Below are 23,222 nucleotides of genomic sequence, written 5' to 3'. Positions count from 1 at the left end.
GCGATTTCGGGCATTCGCATGGGGGTTCCGCAGGTAAACGGACCCTATCACGATCGTGCGTGTATTGTAGCGAGCGCGTTACAATCGGTTGAAACATCGAACGGATTTCCATGACCCTGCCCTCGAAGCTGCTTCAGAAGCGCCCCGCCGCCGTGCGCGGCGCGCGCGCCTTCCCGGTCCGTCGTGCACTCGGCGCCGCGCTGTTTGCCGCCTGGACCCTCACCGCCTTTCCGGCCCACGCGCAGGATCCGGCATCGGACGACGCGGCGCCGCAGGGTGCGTTCGAGCATGTGATGCCGGACGAGCAGAAGAATCTCCCCGGCGTGCCGCTGACGAGCCAGATCGTCTACCAGGTGCTCGCCGCCGAGGTCGCGCTCCAGCGCAACCAACCGGCGCCGGCGTACCAGACCTATCTCGCGCTGGCCCGCGACACGCGCGATCCGCGCATGGCGCAGCGCGCGACCGAAATCGCGCTCGGCGCGCAGAGCCCGGCCGACGCGCTGTCCGCCGCGAACCTGTGGCGTCAGTACGCACCGGATTCGAACCGCGCGTCGCAGGTCGACGCCGCGCTGCTGGTGCTCGCCGGCAAGCCGGCCGACGCGCAACCGATGCTCGCGCGCGAGCTGGCCCGCGCGACCGGCGACACGCGCGGCCCGGCGATCCTCGCGCTGCAGGCGCTGCTCGTGCGCGGCCCCGATCGTGTCGGCGGCCTTGCGGTGCTGAAGGACATGCTGAAGAACGACATGAATCGCCCCGAGGCGCAGCTCGCGATCGCGCGGCAGCAGCTCGCGGTCGACGACAAGGACGGCGCGGCGCAATCGCTGAAGCAGGCGCTGCAGATCCGCCCCGACTACCTGCCGGCGGCGCTGATGCTGTCGCAGATGGGCCCGGCGGAACGCGCGGCGGGCATTGCGTCGTTCGAGAAGTATGTTCAGCAGAATCCGAAGTCGCGCGACGCGCGGCTTGCGCTGTCGCAGCTCTATCTCGCCGACGATCGCCTCGACGACGCGCAGAAGCAGTTCGAGACGATGCGCAAGCTCGACGCGAAGGATCCGACGCCGCTGATGGCGCTCGCACTGATCAAGATCCAGCAGAAGAAGCTGGACGAGGCGACCGGCTACCTGAAGCAGTACGTGCAGCTCGGCGACAAGCAGCCGAACCTCGACGTCGGCCAGGGCTACATCTACCTCGCGCAGATCGCGATCGACCAGAACAACGACGCGCAGGCGTCGCAATGGCTCGACAAGGTCGACCAGACGAGCCAGCACTACCTGCCCGCCCAGATCACGCGGGCGCAGCTGCTGCAGAAACAGGGCAAGACCGACGAGGCGCGCAAGGTGCTCGACAACCTGCCGATCTCCGATCCGCGCGACGCGGCCGTGGTCGCGCGCACCGATGCGTCGATCCTGTTCACCGCGAAGCGCTATCCGGAAGCGGAAGCGCGGCTCGGGCAAGCCGTCCAGGACTTCCCGGACGATCCCGACCTCCGCTACGACTACGCGATGGCGGCCGAAAAGACCGGCCACTACGCGACGATGGAAAAGCAGTTGCGCGAGCTGATCCGTACGCAGCCCGACAACCCGCAGGCCTACAACGCGCTCGGCTATTCGCTCGCCGACCGCAACCAGCGCCTGCCCGAGGCCAGCAAGCTGATCGACAAGGCGATGGCGCTCGCGCCGAACGACGCGTACATCATGGACAGCCTCGGCTGGGTGAAGTACCGGATGGGCGACACGGCCGGCGCGACGAAGGTACTGCAGCGTGCATACGAACTGCAGCCGAACGCGGAAATCGGCGCACATCTCGGCGAAGTGCTGTGGAAGAGCGGCGCGCAGGACGACGCCCGCAACGCGTTGCGGGCCGCGCAGAAGCTCGAGCCCGACAACGAAACGCTCGTGCAGACGCTCAAGCGCCTGCAGATCAACGGCCTTTGATGCGGATGTCCCCGATGTTTTCCCTGTCCTCCCGCGCGCGGCGCACGCTGGCCGCGGCCGGCGCGGCGCTCGCGCTCGCCGGCTGCGCGAGCACGCCGCCGGCGGCCAACGCGCCGACGGGCGCTGCGCTGCAGACGGCGGCGACGCATGCGTACCATGGCCGCTTCGCGGTGCGGTACGACGATCGTCTCGGCAACCCGCAGAACGTGTACGGCAACTTCGACTGGCAGGAGCACGGCGACGACGTGTCGCTCGAACTGCGCAGCCCGCTCGGCCAGACGCTCGCGGTCGTGAAATCGTCGCCGCGCGCGGCGTCGCTCGAATTGCCGAACCGCCCGATCCAATATGCGCCGGACGTCGGCGACCTGATGCAGAAAACGCTCGGCTTCGAACTGCCGCTCGCGGGCCTGCGCTACTGGCTGCTGCCGATCGCCGCGCCCGCGACGCCCGCGGAAACCGTGCGCGACCCGGCCGACGGCACGCGCATCAAGCAGCTGCGCCAGGACGGCTGGACGATCGACTACCTTGCCTACGCGGATGCCCCGGCCACGGGCGTCAAACGCGTCAACCTCGTGCGCGCGACGCCGCCGCTCGACATCAAGCTCGTGCTCGATCAGTGAGCACGCGCGCCTAGCCCCGATACCCGCATGACCGATTCGACCCGCTCGCTGCGCGACTGCCTGGCGCCCGCGAAACTCAACCTGTTCCTGCACATCACCGGCCGTCGTCCGAACGGCTATCACGATCTGCAGAGCGTATTCCAGCTGCTGAACTGGGGCGACACGCTGCATTTCACGCGGCGCGACGACGGCCGCGTCGCACGCGTCACCGACGTACCCGGCGTGCCCGAGGAAAGCGATCTCGTCGTGCGCGCGGCGAACCTGCTGAAAGCGCATACGGGCACCGCGCACGGCGTCGACATCGAAATCGACAAGATCCTGCCGATGGGCGCCGGCCTCGGCGGCGGCAGCTCCGACGCGGCGACGACGCTGCTTGCGCTGAACCGCCTGTGGCAACTCGATGTGCCGCGCGCCGAACTCCAGTCGCTCGCGGTCAAACTCGGCGCCGACGTCCCGTTTTTTATTTTTGGAAAAAATGCGTTCGCAGAGGGTATCGGAGAAGAATTAGCTGAGGTACAATTGCCGACTCGCTGGTTCTTGGTTGTGACGCCACGCGTTCATGTCCCGACCGCTGAAATATTTTCAGATGAGTTGTTGACAAGAGATACGAAGCCCGTCACAATTGCTGACTTTCTTGCACAGCAAACCAGCGATGCGGAATGGCCAGATAGCTTCGGCCGGAACGATATGCAGGAAGTTGTAACAAGGAAGTACGCGGAAGTTGCGCAGGCGGTCAAATGGTTGTATGATGTGACCCCCGCGAGGATGACCGGCTCCGGAGCAAGCGTGTTTGCAGCGTTTCACAGCAAGCACGAGGCAGAAGCGGCGAAAGCCAAGCTGCCCGCCAGTTGGAACGGCGCAGTTGCCGAGAGTCTGAACGAGCATCCGCTCTTCGCTTTCGCGTCATGAAGTTTTACTTTGCCGAACGGCCTACACAAGTTCGGTGAAGTTATCAGTTAAGTGTAGGGGAGTCGCCAAGTTGGTCAAGGCACCGGATTTTGATTCCGGCATGCGAGGGTTCGAGTCCTTCCTCCCCTGCCAAAAATTTTCCCGCATTTCCCGCCCAAGCCTGAAGCAGGTGCACGATGAGCAGCCACAGCCATGATGGCCTGATGGTCTTTACTGGCAACGCGAATCCCGCGCTCGCCCAGGAAGTCGTCAGTATCCTTGGTATTCCCCTCGGCAAAGCGATGGTCAGCCGTTTCTCCGACGGCGAGATCCAGGTCGAGATCCAGGAAAACGTGCGCGGCAAGGACGTCTTCGTCCTGCAATCCACGTGCGCACCGGCGAACGACAATCTGATGGAACTGATGATCATGGTCGATGCGCTCAAGCGCGCATCCGCCGGCCGGATCACCGCCGCCATCCCCTACTTCGGCTACGCCCGTCAGGATCGCCGCCCGCGTTCGGCGCGCGTCGCGATCTCGGCGAAGATCGTCGCGAACATGCTGGAAATCGCCGGCGTCGAGCGGATCATCACGATGGATCTGCACGCCGACCAGATTCAGGGTTTCTTCGACATCCCGGTCGACAACATCTACGCGACGCCGATCCTGCTGGGCGACCTGCGCAAGCAGAACTACGCGGATCTGCTCGTCGTGTCGCCGGACGTCGGCGGCGTGGTGCGTGCCCGGGCACTCGCGAAGCAGCTGAACTGCGATCTCGCGATCATCGACAAGCGTCGTCCGAAGGCGAACGTCGCCGAAGTGATGAACATCATCGGTGAAGTCGAAGGCCGCACCTGCGTGATCATGGACGACATGGTCGATACGGCGGGCACGCTTTGCAAGGCTGCACAAGTGCTGAAGGATCGCGGCGCGAAGCAGGTTTTCGCTTACGCGACACACCCCGTGCTGTCGGGCGGCGCCGCCGAGCGTATCGCTGCATCGGAACTCGACGAACTGGTCGTCACCGATACGATTCCGCTGTCGGCCGAATCGCTGGCGTGCTCGAAGATCCGCTCGCTGACGAGCGCGAGCCTGCTGGCCGAGACGTTCTCGCGGATTCGCCGCGGCGATTCGGTGATGTCGCTGTTCGCGGAATCCTGATCGCGAATCGACGGAACAAAGCATGCGCGGAAAGCGAAGCGGCAACGCTTCGCTTTTTGCACAATCGGACGGGATAGACGAAACCCCGGCCGTTTCATCGGGGGCCGCTTGATGGCCCCGTTTTACTGCCTGGTCGCGGGCAGCAAATGGAGAATCACATGAAAGTCGTCGCTTTCGAGCGCCAACAGCAAGGTACGGGTGCGAGCCGCCGCCTGCGCAACGCCGGTAAGACCACGGGCATCGTCTACGGTGGCGAAGCCGCCCCGCAAAAGATCGAACTGGATCACAACGCGCTGTGGCATGCACTGAAGAAGGAAGCCTTCCACTCGTCGATCCTCGACCTGGAAGTCGCTGGCCAGTCGCAACAGGTTCTGCTGCGCGACGTGCAATACCACCCGTTCAAGCAACTCGTGCTGCACGTGGACTTCCAGCGCGTCGACGCGAAGAAGAAGCTGCACACGAAGGTGCCGCTGCACTTCCTGAACGCTGAAGTCAGCCCGGCCGTGAAGCTGTCGAGCGCAATCGTCTCGCACGTCGCAACGGAAATCGAAGTCGAGTGCCTGCCGTCGGCCCTGCCGGAATTCCTCGAAGTCGATCTGTCGAAGATCGAAGCCGGTCAGTCGCTGCACGCGAAGGACATCGCGCTGCCGAAGGGCGTCGCGCTGGTCGCGCACGTCGACGCGGAAAACCCGGTTGTCGCATCGGCGACGGTCCCGGCGGGTGCCGTGTCGGACGCAGCAGAAGGCGAAACGCCGGCTGCCTAAGCGGCTGCCTGCACGCCCATCGATCCGTTTCGCGAAACGGTCGACGCAACCCGCCGCGGCTTGCCCGGCGGGTTTTTCTTTTTCTGCGCCCAGGCGGCCGCCGCCGCCTTCGAAACGTCATGATCAAACTGATCGTCGGCCTCGGCAATCCCGGGGCGGAATACACCGCGACGCGCCACAACGCCGGTTTCTGGCTGATCGACCAGCTCGCCCGCGAAGCCGGCACGACGCTGCGCGACGAACGCCGCTTCCACGGCTTCTACGCGAAAGCGCGCCTGCACGGCGAGGAAGTTCATTTGCTCGAGCCGCAGACCTACATGAACCGCTCCGGCCAGTCGGTCGTCGCGCTCGCGCAATTCTTCAAGATCCTGCCCGACCAGATCCTCGTCGCGCACGACGAGCTCGACCTGCCGCCCGGCACCGTGAAGCTGAAGCTCGGCGGCGGCAGCGGCGGCCACAACGGCCTCAAGGACATCTCCGCGCACCTGTCGTCGCAGCAATACTGGCGGCTGCGGATCGGCATCGGCCATCCGCGCGACCTGATTCCGGAAAGCGCGCGCGCCGGCGCGAAGCCCGACGTCGCGAACTTCGTGCTGAAACCGCCGCGCCGCGAGGAACAGGACGTGATCGACGCATCGATCGAACGCGCGCTCGCCGTGATGCCGATGGTCGTCAAGGGCGAACTCGACCGCGCGACGATGCAGCTGCATCGCAACTGACCGCACCGCGCACCGGCCCGGTGCATCGGCGGTCCGGCGCAACCTGGCGGCCTCGCCCGCCCCACCGAGACGCACACATGCGGTAATCTGGACGTTTTGCCCGACAGGAGCCAAGCGGTGAGCCGTTACTGGAGCGACGTCGTTCAGCAATTGGTGCCTTACGTGCCGGGCGAACAGCCCGCGCTCGCGCACCCCGTCAAGCTGAACACCAACGAGAATCCCTATCCGCCGTCGCCGCGCGTCGTCGCGGCGATCGCACGCGAACTCGGCGAGACCGGCGACACGCTGCGCCGCTATCCCGACCCGGTCGCACGCGCGCTGCGCGAGACGGTCGCGGCCCATCACCGCATCCAGCCGGAACAGGTGTTCGTCGGCAACGGCTCCGACGAGGTGCTCGCGCACGCGTTCCAGGCGCTGCTCAAGCACGACCGGCCGCTGCGCTTTCCCGACATCACGTACAGCTTCTACCCGACCTACGCGCGCCTGTACGGCGTCGAGACCACGGTCGTGCCGCTCGCGGACGATTTCTCGATCCGCGTCGACGACTATCTCGACGACGCCGGCGGCGTGCTGTTTCCGAACCCGAATGCGCCGACCGGGCGCGCGCTGCCGCTCGCGGACGTCGAGCGGATCGCGGCCGCGAATCCGTCGTCGGTCGTCGTGATCGACGAAGCGTACGTCGACTTCGGCGCGCAGTCGGCCATTACGCTGATCGACCGCCATCCGAACCTGCTCGTCGTGCATACGACGTCGAAGGCGCGCTCGCTCGCGGGCATGCGCGTCGGCTTCGCGTTCGGCGATGCGGCGCTGATCGACGCGCTGAACCGCGTGAAGGACAGCTTCAACTCGTATCCGCTCGACCGGCTCGCGCAAGTCGCCGCGCAGGCCGCGTATGAAGACACCGACCATTTCAACGCCACCTGCCGGCGCGTGATCGACAGCCGCGCGCGGCTCACGCATGCGCTCGGCGTACTCGGCTTCGAAATCGTGCCGTCGGCCGCGAATTTCGTGTTCGCGCGCCATCCCGCGCACGATGCGGGCGCGATCGCGGCGAAGCTGAAGGAACGGGAAATTTTCGTGCGGCACTTCCGGCTGCCGCGGATCGACCAGCATCTGCGCATCACCGTCGGCACCGACGCCGAATGCGATGCGCTCGTCGCGGCGTTGCGCGAGCTGCTGGGCTGACACGGAAGAACCGGCGCCGGGCGGCGCCGATCTGAAAGGAAGCGCGATGCGCGCGCCCGTCAATCGAAGCGCGCGCGTCAGCGCAGCATCACGATGCGTCGTCGCCCTTCACGGCGATCAACGCGTGGTACTTCTCCATCAATTGCGCGTGCGATTCGTCATGCTGCGGATCGCGCGGGATGCATTCGACCGGACACACCTGCTGGCACTGCGGTTCGTCGAAATGGCCGACGCACTCGGTGCACTTGTTCGGGTCGATCACGTAGATATCCGGGCCCATCGAAATCGCGCCGTTCGGGCACTCGGGCTCGCACACGTCGCAATTGATGCACTCGTCGGTAATCATCAAAGCCATACTGATCTCACTTCTTCAGGCCGGCGGCCGGCTTCGCGACGAAACCGGCCGGTGCCGCGTCACGCGGCAGGGCCTCCCATCGCAGTGACTTTCTCGGTCAGCCACTTCTCGACGGACGGAAACACGAATTTGCTGACATCGCCGCCCAATTGCGCGATTTCGCGCACGATCGTTCCCGAGATGAACTGATACTGGTCGGACGGCGTCATGAACATCGTCTCGACGTCGGGCAGCAGATAGCGGTTCATCCCCGCCATCTGGAACTCGTATTCGAAATCGGACACGGCGCGCAGCCCGCGCACGATCACGCGCGCATTGTTGACGCGGACGAAATCCTTCAGGAGGCCGGTGAAACTCATCACCTTCACGTTCGGATAATGGCCGAGCACCTCGTTCGCAATCGTCAGACGTTCTTCGAGCGAGAAAAACGGCTTCTTCGCGCGGCTGTCGGCAACGCCCACCACCAGCGTATCAAAAATGCTCGACGCACGCCGCACGAGGTCTTCGTGCCCGCGCGTCAGCGGATCGAACGTACCGGGATACACGGCGACTACCATGTCGCTCCTCCTGTCATCACGCAAACGGGATGGCAGCCGTGCGATGCACGCGCCGCTGCCGAGATGGGCATGCGTCGCCTTTGCGGCGCGCCGCCTCGTATGGAACGCGCATTATTCATCATTTTCGCGCCGCAGCAAATGATAGTGAACCGCACCGGCCTTGCCGTGCTTCACGACCTGCCAGCCCGCGAGCGCGTCGTGCGCGGCCGGATCGAGTTCCGCCCCCGTTTCGACGTACAGCGCGCCGTCCGCCGCGACGAGCGGCGCGGATAGCGCGATCGCGCGCTCGAGCACGGCCAGGTCGTCGAACGGCGGATCGAGGAACACGACGTCGAACGCGCCCGGCGTGAGCCCGGCCGCAAGCCGCAGCGCATCGGCTTCGGCGATCTCGACCGAACGGGCGCCGAGCTTGTCCTTGATCGCACGCAGCTGCTGCGCGGCGCGCGGGTGGCGCTCGACCATCACGACGCTCGCCGCGCCGCGCGACGCGGCCTCGAAGCCGAGCGCACCGGTGCCCGCGAACAGGTCGAGGCAGCGCCAGCCGTCGAGATCCTGGCCGAGCCAGTTGAACAGCGTCTCGCGTACACGATCGGGGGTCGGGCGCAGGCCGTCGAGATCGAGCACCGCGAGCGGCGTGCGTTTCCAGTCGCCACCGATGATGCGGATCGTGTGCGGCTTGCCGCGACTGGAAGGGGCCGCCGGGCGGCCGGAAGAGGAACGGGACATACGGGATATCGACAACGGAGGGACCGGGCGCGCGCAGGGGGCGCCGCCAAACAGGCGCACGTTACCACAGCGGCGACGCGCACTGACGCGAGTGCCGCGCCGCACTGATAAAATGCACGGTTTCGGCCGCCGAGCGCCGCGCCCGCGCGAACGCAGAACGGCCCGTCCGGCGCCCCGCCCTCGGCGGCGGCCCGCCCTCTTCCCGACGTCAGACCATGTTCAGTTTCTTCAAACGATTCAAGAAAACGCAGGAGCCCGATCCGGCGGAATCGCAATCGGCCGACGCGCAGCAAGCGGACGAAGCGTCCGACGCCGACGCGCCCGCGGCCGACGTGCCGCAGGCGACCGCGCAACCGGCCGCGCCGGCCGTCGTGATGACGGTCACGCCGACCAACGACGGTCGCGACGAAGTGGTCGAGACGGTCGAGATCGTCCCGCCGCCGCTGCAGGACGCGTCCGCGAAGCAGTCGTGGCTCGCGCGCCTGAAAACGGGGCTTGCGAAGACGGGCTCGAGCATCACCGGCGTATTCGTCAACACGAAGATCGACGAAGACCTGTACGAGGAGCTCGAAACCGCGCTGCTGATGTCCGACGCGGGCGTCGACGCGACCGAATACCTGCTCGGCGCGCTGCGCGAGAAGGTGCGCGCGGGCCGGCTGACCGATCCGCAGCAAGTGAAGAATGCGCTGCACGACCTGCTCGTCGAGCTGCTGACGCCGCTCGAGAAATCGCTGATGCTCGGCCGCGCGCAGCCGCTCGTGATGATGATCGCCGGCGTGAACGGCGCGGGGAAGACGACCAGCATCGGCAAGCTCGCGAAGCATCTGCAGAGCTTCGACCAGTCGGTGCTGCTGGCCGCCGGCGACACGTTCCGCGCGGCCGCGCGCGAGCAGCTGGCGGTCTGGGGCGAGCGCAACAACGTGACGGTCGTGCAGCAGGAAAGCGGCGATCCGGCCGCGGTGATCTTCGACGCGGTCAGCGCCGCGCGCGCGCGCAAGATCGACGTGATGATGGCCGACACGGCCGGCCGCCTGCCGACGCAGCTGCACCTGATGGAAGAGCTGAAGAAGGTGAAGCGCGTGATCGCGAAGGCGCACGACGGCGCGCCGCACGAAGTGCTGCTCGTGATCGACGCGAACACCGGCCAGAACGCGCTCACGCAGGTGAAGGCATTCGACGACGCGCTGGGCCTGACCGGCCTGATCGTCACGAAGCTCGACGGCACCGCGAAGGGCGGGATTCTCGCGGCGATCGCGCGGCAACGGCCGGTGCCCGTCTACTTCATCGGCGTCGGCGAGAAGGTCGAGGACCTGCAGCCGTTCAGCGCGGTGGAATTCGCGGACGCGCTGCTCGGCTGAACGCCGCCGGCTCGCATCGCGCGGGGCGCCTTCGGGCGCCCTTTTTCATGCGCACCCGATCATGCTCGCCACGGGGGCGCCGCGCTCATTCGGCGCTCATTCGGCGTCCGGCTGCACGCCCGGCTCGGCGGCCTTGAACGCATCGATCGTCGCCGCATGGTCGACGATCCGCTGGATCGTCGGGAAACGCGTCGTGTCGATCGAGAAGCGGTTCGCGTTGAACACCTGCGGCACGAGGCACACGTCGGCGAGCGTCGGCGTGTCGCCGAAGCACAGCTTGCCGGTGCGCGGATCGTTCGCGAGACGCGTCTCGAGCGTGTCGAAGCCCGCCTCGATCCAGTGCCGGTACCATGCGTTCTTGGCGTCCTCGGACACCTTCAGCGTGTGCTTCAGGTACTTGAGCACGCGCAGGTTGTTGAGCGGGTGGATTTCGCACGCGATCTGCAGCGCGACCGATCGCACGTACGCGCGATCGGCTGGCTGCTTCGGCAGCAACGCCGGCTCGGGATGGGTTTCGTCGAGATATTCGATGATCGCGAGCGACTGCTGCAGCGTCGCGTCGCCATCGACCAGCGTCGGCACGACCCCATCCGGATTCAGCGCGCGATACGCGTCCTTCAGTTGCTCGCCGCCGTCGCGCAGCATGTGCACGGGCGCATAGTCGAACGGCAGCCGCTTCAGGTTCAGGGCGATCCGCACGCGGTACGACGCGGAACTGCGGAAATAGCTGTAGAGCTTCATGGGATGTCTCTCTTTTGATCGTATTCGGCCGGCGGCGGCACGGGCGCGGCGCAGCCGGTGCGCGCGCCGCCGGGAACCAGAGTGTAGCGCGGCACGGTGCGCGGCCGCGCCCGTGCGATACTCGGGGCATTCCTCACCGCTCACCGCGCGGCCCGATGCCGGCCGCCCGCCCCACGTTCCGATGACCGCTTCCCACGATCCCGCCGCCGCTCCGTTCCCCTGCGCCCGCTTCATCAAGGAAATCGGCCGCGGGCCGAACGGCGCGCGCGCCCTGTCCGCCGAGGACACGTTCGAGCTTTATCGCGCGATGCTCGATGCGCGCGTGTCGGACGTCGAACTCGGCGCGATCCTGATCGCCTATCGGCTGAAAGGCGAATCCGCCGACGAACTGGCCGCGATGCTCGCCGCCGCGCAAGCGTCGTTCGAACCCGTGCACGTACAGGACGCCGCGTTCCGCCCGGTGTCGATCCCGAGCTACAACGGCGCGCGCAAGCAGCCGAACCTCGTGCCGCTGCTCGCGCTGCTGCTCGCGCGCGAAGGCGTGCCGGTGCTGGTGCACGGAGTGGAGCGCGATCCGGGCCGCGTGACGAGCGCCGAGATCTTCTCGGCGCTGTCGCTCGCGCCGTCGACGTCGCACGATGCGATCGAGGACACGCTCGCCGAGCGCCGCGTCGCGTTCGCACCGATCGACGTGCTGGCGCCCCGCATCGCGCATCTGCTGTCGATGCGCCGCGTGCTCGGCGTGCGCAACTCGACGCATACGCTCGTGAAGATCCTGCAGCCGTTCGCGCCCGCCGGGTTGCGGCTCGTCAACTACACGCACCCGCCGTACCGCGACAGCCTCGCGCAGCTGTTCCGCGATCATCCGGACGCCGCGCGGGGCGGCGCGCTGCTCGCGCGCGGCACCGAAGGCGAAGCGGTGGCCGACACGCGGCGCCAGGTGCAGGTCGACTGGCTGCACGACGGCGTGTGCGACACGCTGATCGACGCCGAACGTTCGTCGACCGACGCGCCGCCCGTCGCGCTGCCCGAGTCGCGCGATGCGGCGACCACGGCGGCATGGACGGACGCGGTGCTGCGCGGCGAGGTGCCGGTGCCCGACACGGTCGCGCGACAGGTCGCGACGATCGTGCAGATCGTGCGCGTCGCGCGCTGACGGCGCGACGACGACCTGGCCCTTTATCCCGACATTTGACACGCGAGCGCATCCTGGCATAGAGTGGCCGTCATGCGTTCCTTTCCGAACACCCTCCGAATTACCTCCGGCCGCCTAGCGCGGCCGCTATCGCTACGACTAGCCTAAGGCTGTCGTAGCGCCGTGTGCTGTTCGCACGGTCCTCCCAGCAGTTCCTCGCCGTACCCCTCTCGCAGTTTTTACAACCCGAAGTCGTCAGCATTCGTCCGTCCATCCGTCGGCCGATTCGCGAAGATCATCCGCATCCGCGGCGCCATCGCGCGCCGGATGCGAGGCAGCGCCAACCGGCGCCCGCGCCGTGCGTCTTCGCTCGCGACTTGAGACCCGAGGTCCAGAAGATGATGCGCAATCCGCAAGACAAGTACCGTCCGTTCGAGCCCGTCCGCCTCAATGGCCGCCGCTGGCCGGCCCGCACCATCGAGCGTGCGCCCGTGTGGATGAGCACCGATCTGCGCGACGGCAACCAGTCGCTGATCGAACCGATGAGCATCGAGCAGAAGCTCGAGTTCTTCAACATGCTGGTCGCGATCGGGTTCAAGGAGATCGAAGTCGGTTTTCCGTCGGCGTCGCAAACCGACTTCGATTTCGTCCGCAAGCTGATCGACGACAAGCGGATTCCCGACGACGTGACGATCGAAGTGCTCGTGCAGTCGCGCGAAGACCTGATCGCGCGCACGTTCGATGCGCTCGAAGGCGTGCCGCGCGCGATCGTGCACCTGTACAACGCGGTCTGCCCGTCGTTCCGCCGCATCGTGTTCGGGATGTCGAAGGACGACGTGAAGGCGTTCGCGATCGACGGCACGCGCATCATCAAGGCACACGCCGCCGCGCGCCCCGACACGCACTGGACCTTCCAGTATTCGCCGGAAACCTTCAGCATGACCGAGCTGACGTTCGCGCGCGAGATCTGCGACGCGGTCGCGCAGACGTGGCGCCCGACCCGTGACCACAAGATGATCGTCAACCTGCCGGCCACCGTCGAAGCCGCGACCCCGAACGTGTTCGCCGACCAGATCGAATGGATGGACCGCAATCTCGCGTATCGCGACAGCATCGTGCTGTCCGTGCATCCGCACAACGATCGCGGCACCGCGGTCGCGGCGGCCGAACTCGCGCTGCTCGCGGGCGCCGACCGCATCGAAGGCTGCCTGTTCGGCAACGGCGAGCGCACCGGCAACGTCGATCTCGTCACGCTCGCGTTGAACCTCTACACGCAAGGCATCGACCCGGGCCTCGATTTCTCCGACATCGACGTGGTGCGCCGCGTCGTCGAGCGCTGCAACCAGATTCCCGTGCATCCGCGCCACCCGTACGCGGGCGACCTCGTATTCACCGCGTTCTCGGGCTCGCACCAAGACGCGATCCGCAAGGGCTTCGCCCAGCAACGCCCCGAGGCGGTCTGGGAAGTGCCGTACCTCCCGATCGACCCGGCCGATCTCGGCCGCAGCTATGACGCGGTGATCCGCGTGAACAGCCAGTCCGGCAAGGGCGGCGCGACGTTCCTGCTCGAACGCGGGATGGGCTTCACGCCGACGCGCCGCGTCCAGATCGAGTTCAGCCATGCGGTGCAGACGCTCGCCGACGCGTCGGGCGAGGAAGTGACGGGCGACGCGATCTGCGCGCTGTTCGCACGCGAATTCTTCGAGACCGACGGCCCGGCCGCGCGCCACGGCGACGGCGCGCGCTGGCAAAACCGCGAGATCGCGACGGCGCCTGCCGCCGATGCGACGCCGGACGACGCGGCGCGACATTTCGCCGCGGCATTTGCGGCGGCCGCCGGCGCCGCGATCGAGGTCGCGTCGTGCGAGCACACGCGCGCCGCGGACGGCCGCATCGCGGTATCGGTCGGCTGCCGGGTCGGCGACGCGCCGCTGCGGCACGGGGTCGGCGTGCACGCCGATGCGGCCGTCGCGGCGCTCGATGCGGTCGTCGGTGCGGTCAACCGCTCGGCATGGCACTGCGCGGACCACCGCGCGGCGGCCTGAACGCCGGGCTGCGATGCCGGGTTGAAACGTCAGCGAGCGGTGCGTGACCGCCCGTGCGCCGCGCGATCCGCGCCGCACGAGGCAGCAAAAAGCGGCTCAGAAGGCCGCTTCGATCGACACATGAAAAGGGGCGCCACCCGCGCTCAAGTTTCGGTCGCGCACCGCGTCGCCTGCCACGCGAACAGGCACCAGCGGCCCTGGTCGTGCGTGTGGACGGACGTATAGGCAATCGGAAAGACGAGGCCGCCGTTGTTGGTTTCCATCTCGATCAACGCGCGCCCGGTGACGACGCAGGTGGCGTCGCCGACCGGCAGCACGTCCTGCGACTGGATTTCGATCTGGCGATAGCGGCGGCGGCCGGCGACGATGGCGTCGATGAACTGCTGCTTGGTTTCGCGTTTGCCGTTGGTGTGGACGAAAAACACCTTGTCCGACAACAGCGCGTCGAGCGCCTCGCCGTCGCCGTCCACCATCGCCCGGAACCGATCGCGCTCGAGCGCGCGGATCGCATCGACCACCTTCGCCATCGCCTGACTCCTCGGCAACGCGCCCGCCGTGCGCCGGCGTGCGGATCAGAAGTTGTACTGCACGTAGAACTGGTGGAAATTTATACCAGGATTCGGCTCTTTGATACCCGCGTTAGACACATGTTGGAAACGGTAACCCACCTGATACTGTTGCCGTTCGCCGAACTGCGCGCCGACGCCGACGACGTCCGCGAACTGGAACGATGTCGACAGCGACAGATTGTTCGAGATCGTTGGATGCGTGAGGAACCGGATGCCGGCGCCGGCTTCGACGAACGGACGAACCTGGCCCGCGCTCTTGATGAAACGGAACATCGGCGTCGCGCCGAATTCACCGATGTTGGCGTGCACGTTGCCGCCGGTGTGCCAGTAGCCGACATGGCCTTCCATCACGAACGCGAAGTGCCAGCCGCCGATTTCCCACCAGTTCCAGCCCGGATCCCAGACCACGCCGAGATCGGCCTTGTCGATCCCGTGGCGATCGGAAAAGCCGCCGCCCGCCTGGATCCCCCATCGGTCCGCGAAAGCCGCACCCGATCCGCCCAGAAGAGACGCTGCCAGCATCGCATGCAGCACCAGCCGGCTGCGGGGCCGGCGATTCTTCTTATTGTTCATCTGACACTCCAACTTTGTGGGTTGAATGGAGCCTGCGGCAACGGCCGGGGCCCGAGCGAACTGAATGGTATGGTAAAGGACTTTTCGAATCGGCATCACGAAGCGAAATGGCTTGCTTCCAAAACGACAAAAATCGAAATCGTCTACTGATTCCTATCAGAAACAACGGCTTACGGAACTTCATGGCCGAGCCCCTGTCGCAGAATAGACTATCGGTTCGACCCATCCGATAGAAAAATGGGGAACTCCGATGCCCCCACCCGCTCTAAGGAATTAGCACTCGTATTGCGGGAGTGCTAAGATGACCACGGAATCTCATCCGAGACCGGGGTTTGTCCCTGATTCCAAAGGAGTTTTTAGTGAGCAACGCCCTGACCCTCCCGAACACCCTGAGCCCGACGCCGGCCAAGGCCGAATCGGCAGGCTCGCTGGCGCTCGCAGCCCAATCGATGTTGCCCGGCCAGCTCGGCAACATCGACGCGTACATCCAGGCCGTCAACCGCATTCCGCTGCTGACCGCCGAGGAGGAACGCCGGTATGCAACCGAATTCCGCGAAAACAACGACCTCGACTCGGCGCGCCGCCTGGTGCTGTCGCACCTGCGTCTCGTCGTGTCGATCGCGCGCAACTATCTCGGCTACGGCCTGCCGCACGGCGACCTGATCCAGGAAGGCAACATCGGCCTGATGAAAGCGGTGAAGCGGTTCGACCCGACGCAAAACGTGCGCCTGGTGTCGTATGCGATTCACTGGATCAAGGCCGAGATCCACGAGTACATCCTGCGCAACTGGCGCATGGTGAAGGTCGCGACGACGAAGGCGCAGCGCAAGCTGTTCTTCAACCTGCGCAGCCACAAGAAGAGCATGCAGGCGATGACGCCCGAGGAAATCGACGGCCTCGCGCAGGAGCTCAACGTCAAGCGCGAAGAAGTCACGGAGATGGAAACGCGCCTGTCGGGCGGCGACATCGCGCTCGAGGGCCAAGTGGAAGACGGCGAGGAATCGTACGCGCCGATCGCCTACCTGGCCGACTCGCACAACGAGCCGACCGCCGTGCTCGCCGCGCGCCAACGCGACATGTTGCAGACGGACGGCATCGCGCAGGCGCTCGACGCGCTCGATGCGCGCAGCCGCCGCATCATCGAGGCGCGCTGGCTGCAGGTCGACGACGACGGCTCGGGCGGCTCGACGCTGCACGATCTCGCTGCCGAATTCGGCGTGTCGGCCGAACGCATCCGCCAGATCGAGGCGAGCGCCATGAAAAAGATGCGCACCGCCCTCGCCGAATACGCCTGAATCCCGGCGACCTAAAGCGCCTCATCGAAAACCGCTGCCCGACCGGCAGCGGTTTTTTTTCGTCCGGTTTCCCCGTGCTTTTCGGCCGTTTCGCTCTCCGTTTTTGCGTCGATTAATTGAACTGATTCATCAGGCATTACGCCATTTGCGGCGCCCTTCCGCATAACCTTGATCCACCTCAATTTTTACCCCCTGTTTCGCGACGGTCTGCCGCAGCGCAGCACTCGGCATCGGAAAGCAGTCCTTTTAAAATTGGCATGTCAGGCGCAAAAGGATTAAAACAGCTTCACGGCCGTCATAAATCCGACGTAAAGTCGCCCCCAATCCGACGTAAATCGATTCAGGATAATCGCCTTGATCTCGATCAATAAAGAGCCTGCGCCGCCTTCGCGGCCGGCCGGCACGATCGGCTGGCGCGCACGCATCGCCGCATGGGCACGCGGACCCACCCTCGCCCGCGACATCACCCTGGTGCTGATCGTCAAGCTGATCCTCCTGATGTCGCTCAAATACGCATTCTTCAATCATCCGCAGGCCGAGCACATGTCGTTGCCGCCTGCCGCCGTGGCCGAGAAGCTGCTCTCGGCGCCGGCGCCTGCATCTACCGAGGGAGACCATCATGATAAGTAGCGAAGTCGTCGATCTGTCACGTCTGCAGTTCGGCATCACGGCGCTCTACCACTTCCTGTTCGTGCCGTTGACGCTCGGCCTGTCCTGGCTGCTCGTCATCATGGAAGCCGTCTACGTGATGACCGGCAAACAGGTCTACAAGGACATGACCCAGTTCTGGGGCAAGCTGTTCGGCATCAATTTCGCGATGGGCGTGACGACCGGCATCACGCTCGAATTCCAGTTCGGCACGAACTGGTCGTACTACTCGCACTACGTCGGCGACATCTTCGGCGTGCCGCTCGCGGTCGAAGGCCTGATGGCGTTCTTCCTCGAATCGACGTTCGTCGGCCTGTTCTTCTTCGGCTGGAACCGCCTGTCGAAGGTCAAGCACCTGATCGTCACGTTCCTCGTCGCGCTGGGCTCGAACCTGTCCGCGCTGTGGATTCTCGTCGCGAACGGCTGGATGAACAACCCGGTCGGCGCCGAGTTCAACTACCAGACGATGCGCATGGAGTTGACCAGCCTGTTCGACGTGCTGTTCAACCCGGTCGCGCAGGTGAAGTTCGTGCATACCGTGTCGGCCGGCTACGTGACGGCCGCGATGTTCGTACTCGGCATTTCGTCGTGGTACCTGTTGAAGAAGCGCGACATCGACTTCGCGCTGCGCTCGTTCGCGGTCGCGGCCGGCTTCGGCCTCGCGGCCACGCTGTGCGTGATCGTGCTCGGCGACGAATCGGGCTACACGACCGGCGAAGTGCAGAAGATGAAGCTCGCCGCGATCGAATCGGAATGGGAAACCCAGCCGGCGCCGGCGTCGTTCACGCTGATCGGCATCCCGAACCAGAAGGAAGAGCGCACCGACTACGCGATCAAGATCCCGTACGCGCTCGGCCTGATCGCGACGCGCTCGATCGACGAGCCGGTGATCGGCCTGCGCGAGCTCGCGAAGCACAGCGAGGAACACATCCAGAGCGGGATGGTCGCGTACGGCGCATTGCAGAAGATCAAGGAAGGCGACAAGAGCGACGCGACCCGCGCGCTGTTCGACCAGCACAAGCAGTATCTCGGCTACGGACTGATGCTCAAGCAGTTCACGCCGAACGTGATCGATGCGACGCCGGAGCAGATCAAGGCCGCCGCGAAGAAGACGATCCCGCCGGTCGCGCCCGTGTTCTTCTCGTTCCGGATCATGGTGTTCCTCGGCTTCCTGTTCCTCGCGACCTTCGTCGCCGCGTTCTGGTTCTGCGCGCGCCGGCAACTGCTGCAGGACAACCGCCGCTGGTTCCTGCGTTATGCGCTGTGGGCGATCCCGCTGCCGTGGCTCGCCGCGGAATTCGGCTGGGTCGTCGCCGAGCTCGGCCGTCAGCCGTGGACGATCGCGGGCATCCTGCCGACGCATCTGTCCGCATCGAGCCTGACGTCGACGGACCTGTACCTGAGCCTCGCCGGTTTCATCGCGTTCTACACGGTACTGTTCGTCATCGAGATCAAGCTGATGTTCAAGTACGCGCGCCTCGGCCCGTCGTCGCTGCATACCGGCCGCTATCACCACGAACTCGCCGCCGCCGGCGAGCGGGCCGCAGTCTGAGCACGCCCTCGCAACCGAACAAGGAATCGCTATGGACTATGCAACTCTCAAGCTGATCTGGTGGGTGCTCGTCGGCGTGCTGCTGATCGGCTTCGCCGTCACCGACGGCTTCGACATGGGCGCGACCGCGCTGCTGCCGTTCCTCGGCAAGACCGACGACGAGCGCCGCATCATCGTCAACACGGTCGGCGCGACGTGGGAAGGCAACCAGGTGTGGCTGATCACGGCCGGCGGCGCGATGTTCGCGGCCTGGCCGCTCGTCTACGCGGCGTCGTTCTCCGGCTTCTACTTCGCGATGCTGCTCGTGCTGTTCGCGCTGTTCTTCCGGCCGGTGGGCTTCGACTACCGCAGCAAGCGGCCGGACCCGCGCTGGCGCGCGGGTTGGGACTGGGGCCTGTTCGTCGGCGGCTTCGTGCCGGCGCTCGTGTTCGGCGTCGCGTTCGGCAACTTGCTGCAGGGCGTGCCGTTCAAGTTCGACAGCGACCTGCGCGTGACCTACTACGGCGGCTTCTGGGCGCTGCTGAACCCGTTCGCGCTGCTGTGCGGGCTCGTCAGCCTCACGATGCTCGTCGCGCACGGCGCCGCGTTCATCAAGATGAAGACCGACGGCGCGATCGCGCGCCGTGCGTCGATCGCGCTGCGCGTCGCGTCGTTCCTCGCGGTCGTGCTGTTCGTGCTGGCCGGCGTGCTGGTGGCCTCCTACATCGGCGGCTTCCACATCACGCATGCCGCGCCGACCGACACCGTCGCGAACCCGCTGCTCAAGGACGTCGCCGCGGGTTCCGGCCTGTGGCTCGCGAATTACGGCGACTATCCGTGGATGATCGCCGCGCCCGTCGTCGGGATCGCGGGCGGCGTGCTCGCGCTGCTGCTCGCCGGCTCGAAGCAGGAAAAGACGGCGTTCTTCTGCACGGGCCTGATGATCGTCGGCGTGATCCTGACCGCGGGCTTCTCGATGTTCCCGTTCATCATGCCGTCGTCGCTCGACCCGCGCAGCAGCCTGACCGTATGGGACTCGACGTCGAGCCACATGACGCTGCAGGTGATGCTGTTCGCGGTGATCGTGTTCCTGCCGATCGTGCTGCTCTACACCGGCTGGGTGTATCGCGTGATGCGCGGCAAGGTCACGCACCAGACGCTCGAGGAGAACAAGCACTCGATGTATTGACGCATTGAACCCGGTCGGGGCGCGCGGGCGCCCTCGCCTACCGTTTCGCAAGGAGTCTGACCATGTGGTATTTCAGCTGGATTCTCGGTATCGGCGTCGCGCTGTCGTTCGGCATCGTCAACGCGATGTGGCTCGAAGCGCGGCAGAAGACGCAGGAAGCGTCCGTGCGGGCGCGCCGCGACTGAACGCGTGACGCATGCGGCCGCTCGATCGCGCGGTCGCCGTCCGGAAGGAAAGAACCTCGCTTCGCGCGAGGTTTTTTTTCGCCCTGGCCGCGCCGGGAGGCGGCGTACATCGATGCCAATTTAGCGCCAGATTGATACCACTTGAATACCAATAAAAGGTTTCATAAGATCGTTGGACACGGCCGCTGACAGGCCGATTCCTTCTGGGTGGGGGAGACATGCGATTTCCGTGTGTGGCGTGCGCCTGCGCGCCGTTTCGACTTCCGCGTGCCGCGGCGCGCCCCGTCGGCGCGCGCCGTGGCCAACCAGGCGCCGCCGGCCACGACCGCCTCGTCGCCGCGGCGAACGCCGTGGGCCGCCGATGAATCCGCGCACGCCGACGCCCCGATCCGATCGGCACGCGTGCCCGCCTCCCGTTCCGTAACGCACGCTCCCGCGTGCCGAATGCGCGCGGTGCAGCCGCATCGCCCCGCGCATGGGTATCTCCCGCAGCTCCACTGAAAGACCCGATCGCAGCGACGTCGCGTCACGACGCCGCCATGTCCTCTTTTTCTCAGGAGTTCGAATTGAAGCGCACCTTGCCATCCCTCATTGCCGGCCTGCTGATCGCGGTGCTGTCGCCCGCTGCGATCGCCGCGGCACCTGCGCCGGCCGCCGTTGGCGCGCCCGCCGGCACCGCGCAAGCGGCCAGCCTCGCGACGCAGCTGTCGAACGGCCTCGCGTTGCGCGTCGCCGTCGACAACAACCACGCGGGCGCGGCCGGCGTGCCGTGCGCCGATCTCGGCGCCGACGGCGCCGCCTGCGCGACGGGCCGCCTGATCCTGCAGAACCGCGGCCACCAGGCAATCGCCGACGGCAGCTGGAAGCTCTACCTGCACAGCATCCGCCGCCTGCTGCGGATCGATCGCCCCGGCTTCGCGCTGCGGCGGCTCACCGGCGACCTGTACGAACTGACGCCGCAGCCGGGCTCGGTGCGGCTCGCGCCCGGCGAGCGCATCGAGCTGCCGTTCGTCGCCGAATACTGGCTGCTGCGCTACAGCGACGTGATTCCGCGCCCGTATGTCGTCGTCGACGGCGCGCCGCCGGCCGTGCTGCGCTACAACGACACCGACAACGAGCTGCGCTACGTCGAATCGCTGCCGGCCGACGCGCAGAACAACTCGACCGGCAATGCGCCGCCGGTGGCCGCACGGCCCGATCCGGGCCGTGCGTTGCCGAGCGTGAAGCGCGAACTGCCGCTGCCCGGCACGCTCGAGCTGCGCGGCGTCGAACTCGCGCTGCCGGACCTGCCTGACGCGCAGGTCGCGGCGCTGCGCGAGCGCGCGACGACCCTCGGGCTCGACGGCGCACGCGTGCCGGTGCGCGGCTTCGTCGCACCGCGCCGGCTGCCGGCCGACCTCGCGACACCGGGCGGCTACCGGCTCGCGATCGGGCCGCGCGGCGTGCTGATCGAGGGCTACGATCGCGCGGGCCTCTACTACGGCGTACAGACGCTCTACTCGCTCGCGCCGGCCGGCGGCGGCCCGATTCCGGCGATGCTCGTCGAGGACGCGCCGCGCTTCACGCATCGCGGGATGCACGTCGACCTCGCGCGCAACTTCAAGCAGCCGGCGACACTGCGTCGCCTGATCGACCAGATGAGCGCGTACAAGCTCAACCGCCTGCACCTGCATCTGTCCGACGACGAAGGCTGGCGCATCGAGATTCCCGGCCTGCCCGAGCTGACCGAGATCGGCTCGCGCCGCTGTCACGACCCGGGCGAGACGCGCTGCCTGCTGCCGCAGCTCGGCTCCGGCCCCGACAACCGCTCGGGCGGCGGCTACCTGACGCGCGACGACTACGTGGCGCTCGTGCGCTACGCGGCCGCGCGCTTCGTGCAGGTCATCCCCGAGATCGACATGCCCGTGCACGCCCGCGCGGCCGTCGTGACGATGGAGGCGCGCTACCGGCGGCTGCACGCGGCCGGCCGCGAGCAGGAAGCGAACGCGTATCGGCTGCTCGACCCGCAGGACACGACGAACCTGACGACGGTGCAGTTCTACGACCGGCGCAGCGACCTGAACCCGTGCGTGCCGGGCGCGCTCAACTTCGCGTCGAAGGTGATCCGCGAGATCGCGGCGATGCACGCGGACGCGCAGGCGCCGCTGCAGACCTGGCACTACGGCGGCGACGAAGCGAAGAACATCTTCCTCGGCGGAGGGTTCCAGCCGCTGAACGGCACCGACCCGAACAAGGGGCGCATCGACCTGGCCGCGCAGGACAAGCCGTGGGCGCGTTCGCCCGCGTGCACGGCACTGCTCCAGCGCGGCGAGATCAAGTCGATCGACGAGCTGCCGACGCGTTTCGCGAAACAGGTGAGCGCGGCCGTCAACGCGAACGGGATCGGCACGATGGCCGCGTGGCAGGACGGCATCAAGCACGCGAACGGGCCGCAGGATTTCAGCACGCGCCACGTGATGGTGTCGCTGTGGGACACGATCTTCTGGGGCGCGTCGGACAGCGCGCGCGACCTGAGCGGCAAGGGTTACCAGACGGTGCTCGCACTGCCCGACTACCTGTACTTCGACTTCCCGTACACGCTCAATCCGCGCGAGCGCGGCTACTACTGGGGCTCGCACGCGACCGACGAGTACAAGGTGTTCTCGCTCGCGCCGGAGAACCTGCCGCAGAACGCCGAAGTGATGGGCGACCGCGACGGCAACGCGTTCGAGGTGACGGGCACGGGCCCCGCGCCGCGCATCGAAGGCATGCAGGGCCAGGCGTGGAGCGAGGTGATGCGCAACGACACCTTCCTCGAATACATGACCTACCCGCGGCTGCTCGCGCTCGCCGAACGCGCGTGGCACCGGGCCGACTGGGAGCTGCCGTATGCGGCCGGCGTGCGCTTCAAGCGCGGCGACACGCACCACGTCGACGTCGCCGCGCTGCAGCGCGACTGGGCCGGCTTCGCGACGCTGCTCACGCAACGCGAATTGCCGAAGCTCGAGCGCGCCGGCGTCGGCTACCGGAAGCCGACCTTCACGCTGACGAATCCGTGAACGGCTG

Annotated in this window: 22 protein-coding genes and 1 tRNA gene; 17 read left to right on the top strand and 6 right to left on the bottom strand. The window is 66.5% G+C overall.

Going from position 1 to position 23,222, the window contains the following annotated elements; genetic code table 11:
• Nucleotides 1-110 precede the first annotated feature (110 nt).
• The 8 genes from A9Z05_RS23870 to hisC all read left to right on the top strand — a co-directional run bounded on the left by A9Z05_RS23870 (nucleotide 111) and on the right by hisC (nucleotide 7,270).
• A complete protein-coding gene (locus A9Z05_RS23870; RefSeq protein WP_069620280.1) occupies nucleotides 111-1,934 on the top strand; it encodes a tetratricopeptide repeat protein in 1,824 nt (607 codons plus the stop codon).
• Nucleotides 1,934-2,554, top strand: coding sequence for a lipoprotein insertase outer membrane protein LolB (gene lolB, locus A9Z05_RS23865; RefSeq protein WP_069620279.1), 621 nt, complete (start codon nucleotides 1,934-1,936; stop codon nucleotides 2,552-2,554). Before A9Z05_RS23870 ends, lolB begins: the two co-directional genes overlap by 1 nt.
• A gap of 27 nt (nucleotides 2,555-2,581) precedes the next feature.
• Nucleotides 2,582-3,463 (top strand): 4-(cytidine 5'-diphospho)-2-C-methyl-D-erythritol kinase, encoded by an 882-nt coding sequence (gene ispE, locus A9Z05_RS23860; protein ID WP_069620278.1) that lies wholly within the window; start codon nucleotides 2,582-2,584, stop codon nucleotides 3,461-3,463.
• A 55-nt stretch (nucleotides 3,464-3,518) separates the two neighbouring features.
• Nucleotides 3,519-3,595 (top strand) — tRNA-Gln (locus A9Z05_RS23855).
• A gap of 44 nt (nucleotides 3,596-3,639) precedes the next feature.
• On the top strand, nucleotides 3,640-4,602 hold the full coding sequence (locus A9Z05_RS23850; RefSeq protein ID WP_069620277.1) for a ribose-phosphate pyrophosphokinase: 963 nt from the start codon (nucleotides 3,640-3,642) through the stop codon (nucleotides 4,600-4,602).
• Nucleotides 4,603-4,760: 158 nt separating this feature from the next.
• On the top strand, nucleotides 4,761-5,366 hold the full coding sequence (locus tag A9Z05_RS23845) for a 50S ribosomal protein L25/general stress protein Ctc (RefSeq protein ID WP_069620276.1): 606 nt from the start codon (nucleotides 4,761-4,763) through the stop codon (nucleotides 5,364-5,366).
• Between the two features lie 119 nt (nucleotides 5,367-5,485).
• The gene (gene pth, locus A9Z05_RS23840; RefSeq protein ID WP_048246979.1) at nucleotides 5,486-6,085 is read left to right on the top strand and encodes an aminoacyl-tRNA hydrolase; all 600 of its coding nucleotides are present in this window, start codon (nucleotides 5,486-5,488) and stop codon (nucleotides 6,083-6,085) included.
• Nucleotides 6,086-6,202: 117 nt separating this feature from the next.
• Nucleotides 6,203-7,270, top strand: coding sequence for a histidinol-phosphate transaminase (gene hisC, locus A9Z05_RS23835; RefSeq protein ID WP_069620275.1), 1,068 nt, complete (start codon nucleotides 6,203-6,205; stop codon nucleotides 7,268-7,270).
• Nucleotides 7,271-7,358: 88 nt separating this feature from the next.
• Here hisC and A9Z05_RS23830 read toward each other — a convergent pair whose 3' ends face one another.
• The 3 genes from A9Z05_RS23830 to rsmD all read right to left on the bottom strand — a co-directional run bounded on the left by A9Z05_RS23830 (nucleotide 7,359) and on the right by rsmD (nucleotide 8,908).
• On the bottom strand, nucleotides 7,359-7,625 hold the full coding sequence (locus tag A9Z05_RS23830; RefSeq protein WP_006477774.1) for a YfhL family 4Fe-4S dicluster ferredoxin: 267 nt from the start codon (nucleotides 7,623-7,625) through the stop codon (nucleotides 7,359-7,361).
• Between the two features lie 59 nt (nucleotides 7,626-7,684).
• A complete protein-coding gene (gene coaD / locus A9Z05_RS23825; protein ID WP_006477773.1) occupies nucleotides 7,685-8,182 on the bottom strand; it encodes a pantetheine-phosphate adenylyltransferase in 498 nt (165 codons plus the stop codon).
• 111 nt (nucleotides 8,183-8,293) lie between these two features.
• The gene (gene rsmD / locus A9Z05_RS23820; protein ID WP_069620274.1) at nucleotides 8,294-8,908 is read right to left on the bottom strand and encodes a 16S rRNA (guanine(966)-N(2))-methyltransferase RsmD; all 615 of its coding nucleotides are present in this window, start codon (nucleotides 8,906-8,908) and stop codon (nucleotides 8,294-8,296) included.
• Between the two features lie 215 nt (nucleotides 8,909-9,123).
• On the opposite strand from rsmD, the gene ftsY reads away from it, so the two are divergent.
• Complete coding sequence (gene ftsY / locus A9Z05_RS23815) at nucleotides 9,124-10,266, top strand: signal recognition particle-docking protein FtsY (RefSeq protein WP_069620273.1); 1,143 nt, start codon at nucleotides 9,124-9,126, stop codon at nucleotides 10,264-10,266.
• Nucleotides 10,267-10,362: 96 nt separating this feature from the next.
• Here the strand turns inward: ftsY and maiA are convergent, their stop codons facing one another.
• Complete coding sequence (gene maiA / locus A9Z05_RS23810) at nucleotides 10,363-11,007, bottom strand: maleylacetoacetate isomerase (protein WP_069620272.1); 645 nt, start codon at nucleotides 11,005-11,007, stop codon at nucleotides 10,363-10,365.
• Nucleotides 11,008-11,188: 181 nt separating this feature from the next.
• Between maiA and ybiB the strand changes: the two genes are divergently transcribed.
• Nucleotides 11,189-12,163, top strand: coding sequence for a DNA-binding protein YbiB (gene ybiB / locus A9Z05_RS23805; RefSeq protein ID WP_069620271.1), 975 nt, complete (start codon nucleotides 11,189-11,191; stop codon nucleotides 12,161-12,163).
• A gap of 377 nt (nucleotides 12,164-12,540) precedes the next feature.
• Nucleotides 12,541-14,187, top strand: a complete 1,647-nt coding sequence (gene leuA, locus A9Z05_RS23800; RefSeq protein ID WP_069620270.1) for a 2-isopropylmalate synthase — start codon at nucleotides 12,541-12,543, stop codon at nucleotides 14,185-14,187.
• Nucleotides 14,188-14,330: 143 nt separating this feature from the next.
• Here the strand turns inward: leuA and A9Z05_RS23795 are convergent, their stop codons facing one another.
• Nucleotides 14,331-14,714: a nuclear transport factor 2 family protein gene (locus tag A9Z05_RS23795; protein ID WP_069620269.1), complete on the bottom strand. Its 384-nt coding sequence runs from the start codon at nucleotides 14,712-14,714 to the stop codon at nucleotides 14,331-14,333.
• Between the two features lie 45 nt (nucleotides 14,715-14,759).
• A complete protein-coding gene (locus tag A9Z05_RS23790; RefSeq protein ID WP_069620268.1) occupies nucleotides 14,760-15,329 on the bottom strand; it encodes an acyloxyacyl hydrolase in 570 nt (189 codons plus the stop codon).
• Between the two features lie 359 nt (nucleotides 15,330-15,688).
• Between A9Z05_RS23790 and rpoH the strand changes: the two genes are divergently transcribed.
• The 6 genes from rpoH (at nucleotide 15,689) to A9Z05_RS23760 (ending at nucleotide 23,215) form a co-directional block, all read left to right on the top strand.
• Nucleotides 15,689-16,624, top strand: coding sequence for an RNA polymerase sigma factor RpoH (rpoH, locus tag A9Z05_RS23785; protein ID WP_069620267.1), 936 nt, complete (start codon nucleotides 15,689-15,691; stop codon nucleotides 16,622-16,624).
• A gap of 348 nt (nucleotides 16,625-16,972) precedes the next feature.
• Nucleotides 16,973-17,254 (top strand): cytochrome oxidase putative small subunit CydP, encoded by a 282-nt coding sequence (gene cydP, locus A9Z05_RS23780; protein WP_175683011.1) that lies wholly within the window; start codon nucleotides 16,973-16,975, stop codon nucleotides 17,252-17,254.
• On the top strand, nucleotides 17,244-18,824 hold the full coding sequence (locus A9Z05_RS23775) for a cytochrome ubiquinol oxidase subunit I (protein WP_069620265.1): 1,581 nt from the start codon (nucleotides 17,244-17,246) through the stop codon (nucleotides 18,822-18,824). The genes cydP and A9Z05_RS23775 overlap by 11 nt, the downstream gene beginning before the upstream one ends.
• A gap of 31 nt (nucleotides 18,825-18,855) precedes the next feature.
• A complete protein-coding gene (gene cydB, locus A9Z05_RS23770) occupies nucleotides 18,856-19,992 on the top strand; it encodes a cytochrome d ubiquinol oxidase subunit II (protein ID WP_069620264.1) in 1,137 nt (378 codons plus the stop codon).
• A gap of 62 nt (nucleotides 19,993-20,054) precedes the next feature.
• A complete protein-coding gene (gene cydX, locus A9Z05_RS23765; protein ID WP_060733353.1) occupies nucleotides 20,055-20,177 on the top strand; it encodes a cytochrome bd-I oxidase subunit CydX in 123 nt (40 codons plus the stop codon).
• A gap of 539 nt (nucleotides 20,178-20,716) precedes the next feature.
• Nucleotides 20,717-23,215, top strand: a complete 2,499-nt coding sequence (locus A9Z05_RS23760) for a family 20 glycosylhydrolase (protein WP_371090912.1) — start codon at nucleotides 20,717-20,719, stop codon at nucleotides 23,213-23,215.
• Nucleotides 23,216-23,222: the final 7 nt, after the last annotated feature.

This window comes from Burkholderia sp. A2, from assembly GCF_001729305.1.
GTDB lineage: Bacteria > Pseudomonadota > Gammaproteobacteria > Burkholderiales > Burkholderiaceae > Burkholderia > Burkholderia sola.
This window is presented reverse-complemented; position numbering and strand designations above follow the sequence as displayed.

Bases quoted from the DNA above. Each gene is read 5' to 3' on its own strand.
- A9Z05_RS23870 (WP_069620280.1), top strand. From the start codon at position 111: ATGACCCTGCCCTCGAAGCTGCTTCAGAAGCGCCCCGCCGCCGTGCGC.
- lolB (WP_069620279.1), top strand. From the start codon at position 1,934: ATGCGGATGTCCCCGATGTTTTCCCTGTCCTCCCGCGCGCGGCGCACG.
- ispE (WP_069620278.1), top strand. From the start codon at position 2,582: ATGACCGATTCGACCCGCTCGCTGCGCGACTGCCTGGCGCCCGCGAAA.
- A9Z05_RS23850 (WP_069620277.1), top strand. From the start codon at position 3,640: ATGAGCAGCCACAGCCATGATGGCCTGATGGTCTTTACTGGCAACGCG.
- A9Z05_RS23845 (WP_069620276.1), top strand. From the start codon at position 4,761: ATGAAAGTCGTCGCTTTCGAGCGCCAACAGCAAGGTACGGGTGCGAGC.
- pth (WP_048246979.1), top strand. From the start codon at position 5,486: ATGATCAAACTGATCGTCGGCCTCGGCAATCCCGGGGCGGAATACACC.
- A9Z05_RS23830 (WP_006477774.1), bottom strand. From the start codon at position 7,625: ATGGCTTTGATGATTACCGACGAGTGCATCAATTGCGACGTGTGCGAG.
- coaD (WP_006477773.1), bottom strand. From the start codon at position 8,182: ATGGTAGTCGCCGTGTATCCCGGTACGTTCGATCCGCTGACGCGCGGG.
- rsmD (WP_069620274.1), bottom strand. From the start codon at position 8,908: ATGTCCCGTTCCTCTTCCGGCCGCCCGGCGGCCCCTTCCAGTCGCGGC.
- ftsY (WP_069620273.1), top strand. From the start codon at position 9,124: ATGTTCAGTTTCTTCAAACGATTCAAGAAAACGCAGGAGCCCGATCCG.
- maiA (WP_069620272.1), bottom strand. From the start codon at position 11,007: ATGAAGCTCTACAGCTATTTCCGCAGTTCCGCGTCGTACCGCGTGCGG.
- ybiB (WP_069620271.1), top strand. From the start codon at position 11,189: ATGACCGCTTCCCACGATCCCGCCGCCGCTCCGTTCCCCTGCGCCCGC.
- leuA (WP_069620270.1), top strand. From the start codon at position 12,541: ATGATGCGCAATCCGCAAGACAAGTACCGTCCGTTCGAGCCCGTCCGC.
- A9Z05_RS23795 (WP_069620269.1), bottom strand. From the start codon at position 14,714: ATGGCGAAGGTGGTCGATGCGATCCGCGCGCTCGAGCGCGATCGGTTC.
- A9Z05_RS23790 (WP_069620268.1), bottom strand. From the start codon at position 15,329: ATGAACAATAAGAAGAATCGCCGGCCCCGCAGCCGGCTGGTGCTGCAT.
- A9Z05_RS23775 (WP_069620265.1), top strand. From the start codon at position 17,244: ATGATAAGTAGCGAAGTCGTCGATCTGTCACGTCTGCAGTTCGGCATC.
- cydB (WP_069620264.1), top strand. From the start codon at position 18,856: ATGGACTATGCAACTCTCAAGCTGATCTGGTGGGTGCTCGTCGGCGTG.
- cydX (WP_060733353.1), top strand. From the start codon at position 20,055: ATGTGGTATTTCAGCTGGATTCTCGGTATCGGCGTCGCGCTGTCGTTC.
- A9Z05_RS23760 (WP_371090912.1), top strand. From the start codon at position 20,717: ATGTCCTCTTTTTCTCAGGAGTTCGAATTGAAGCGCACCTTGCCATCC.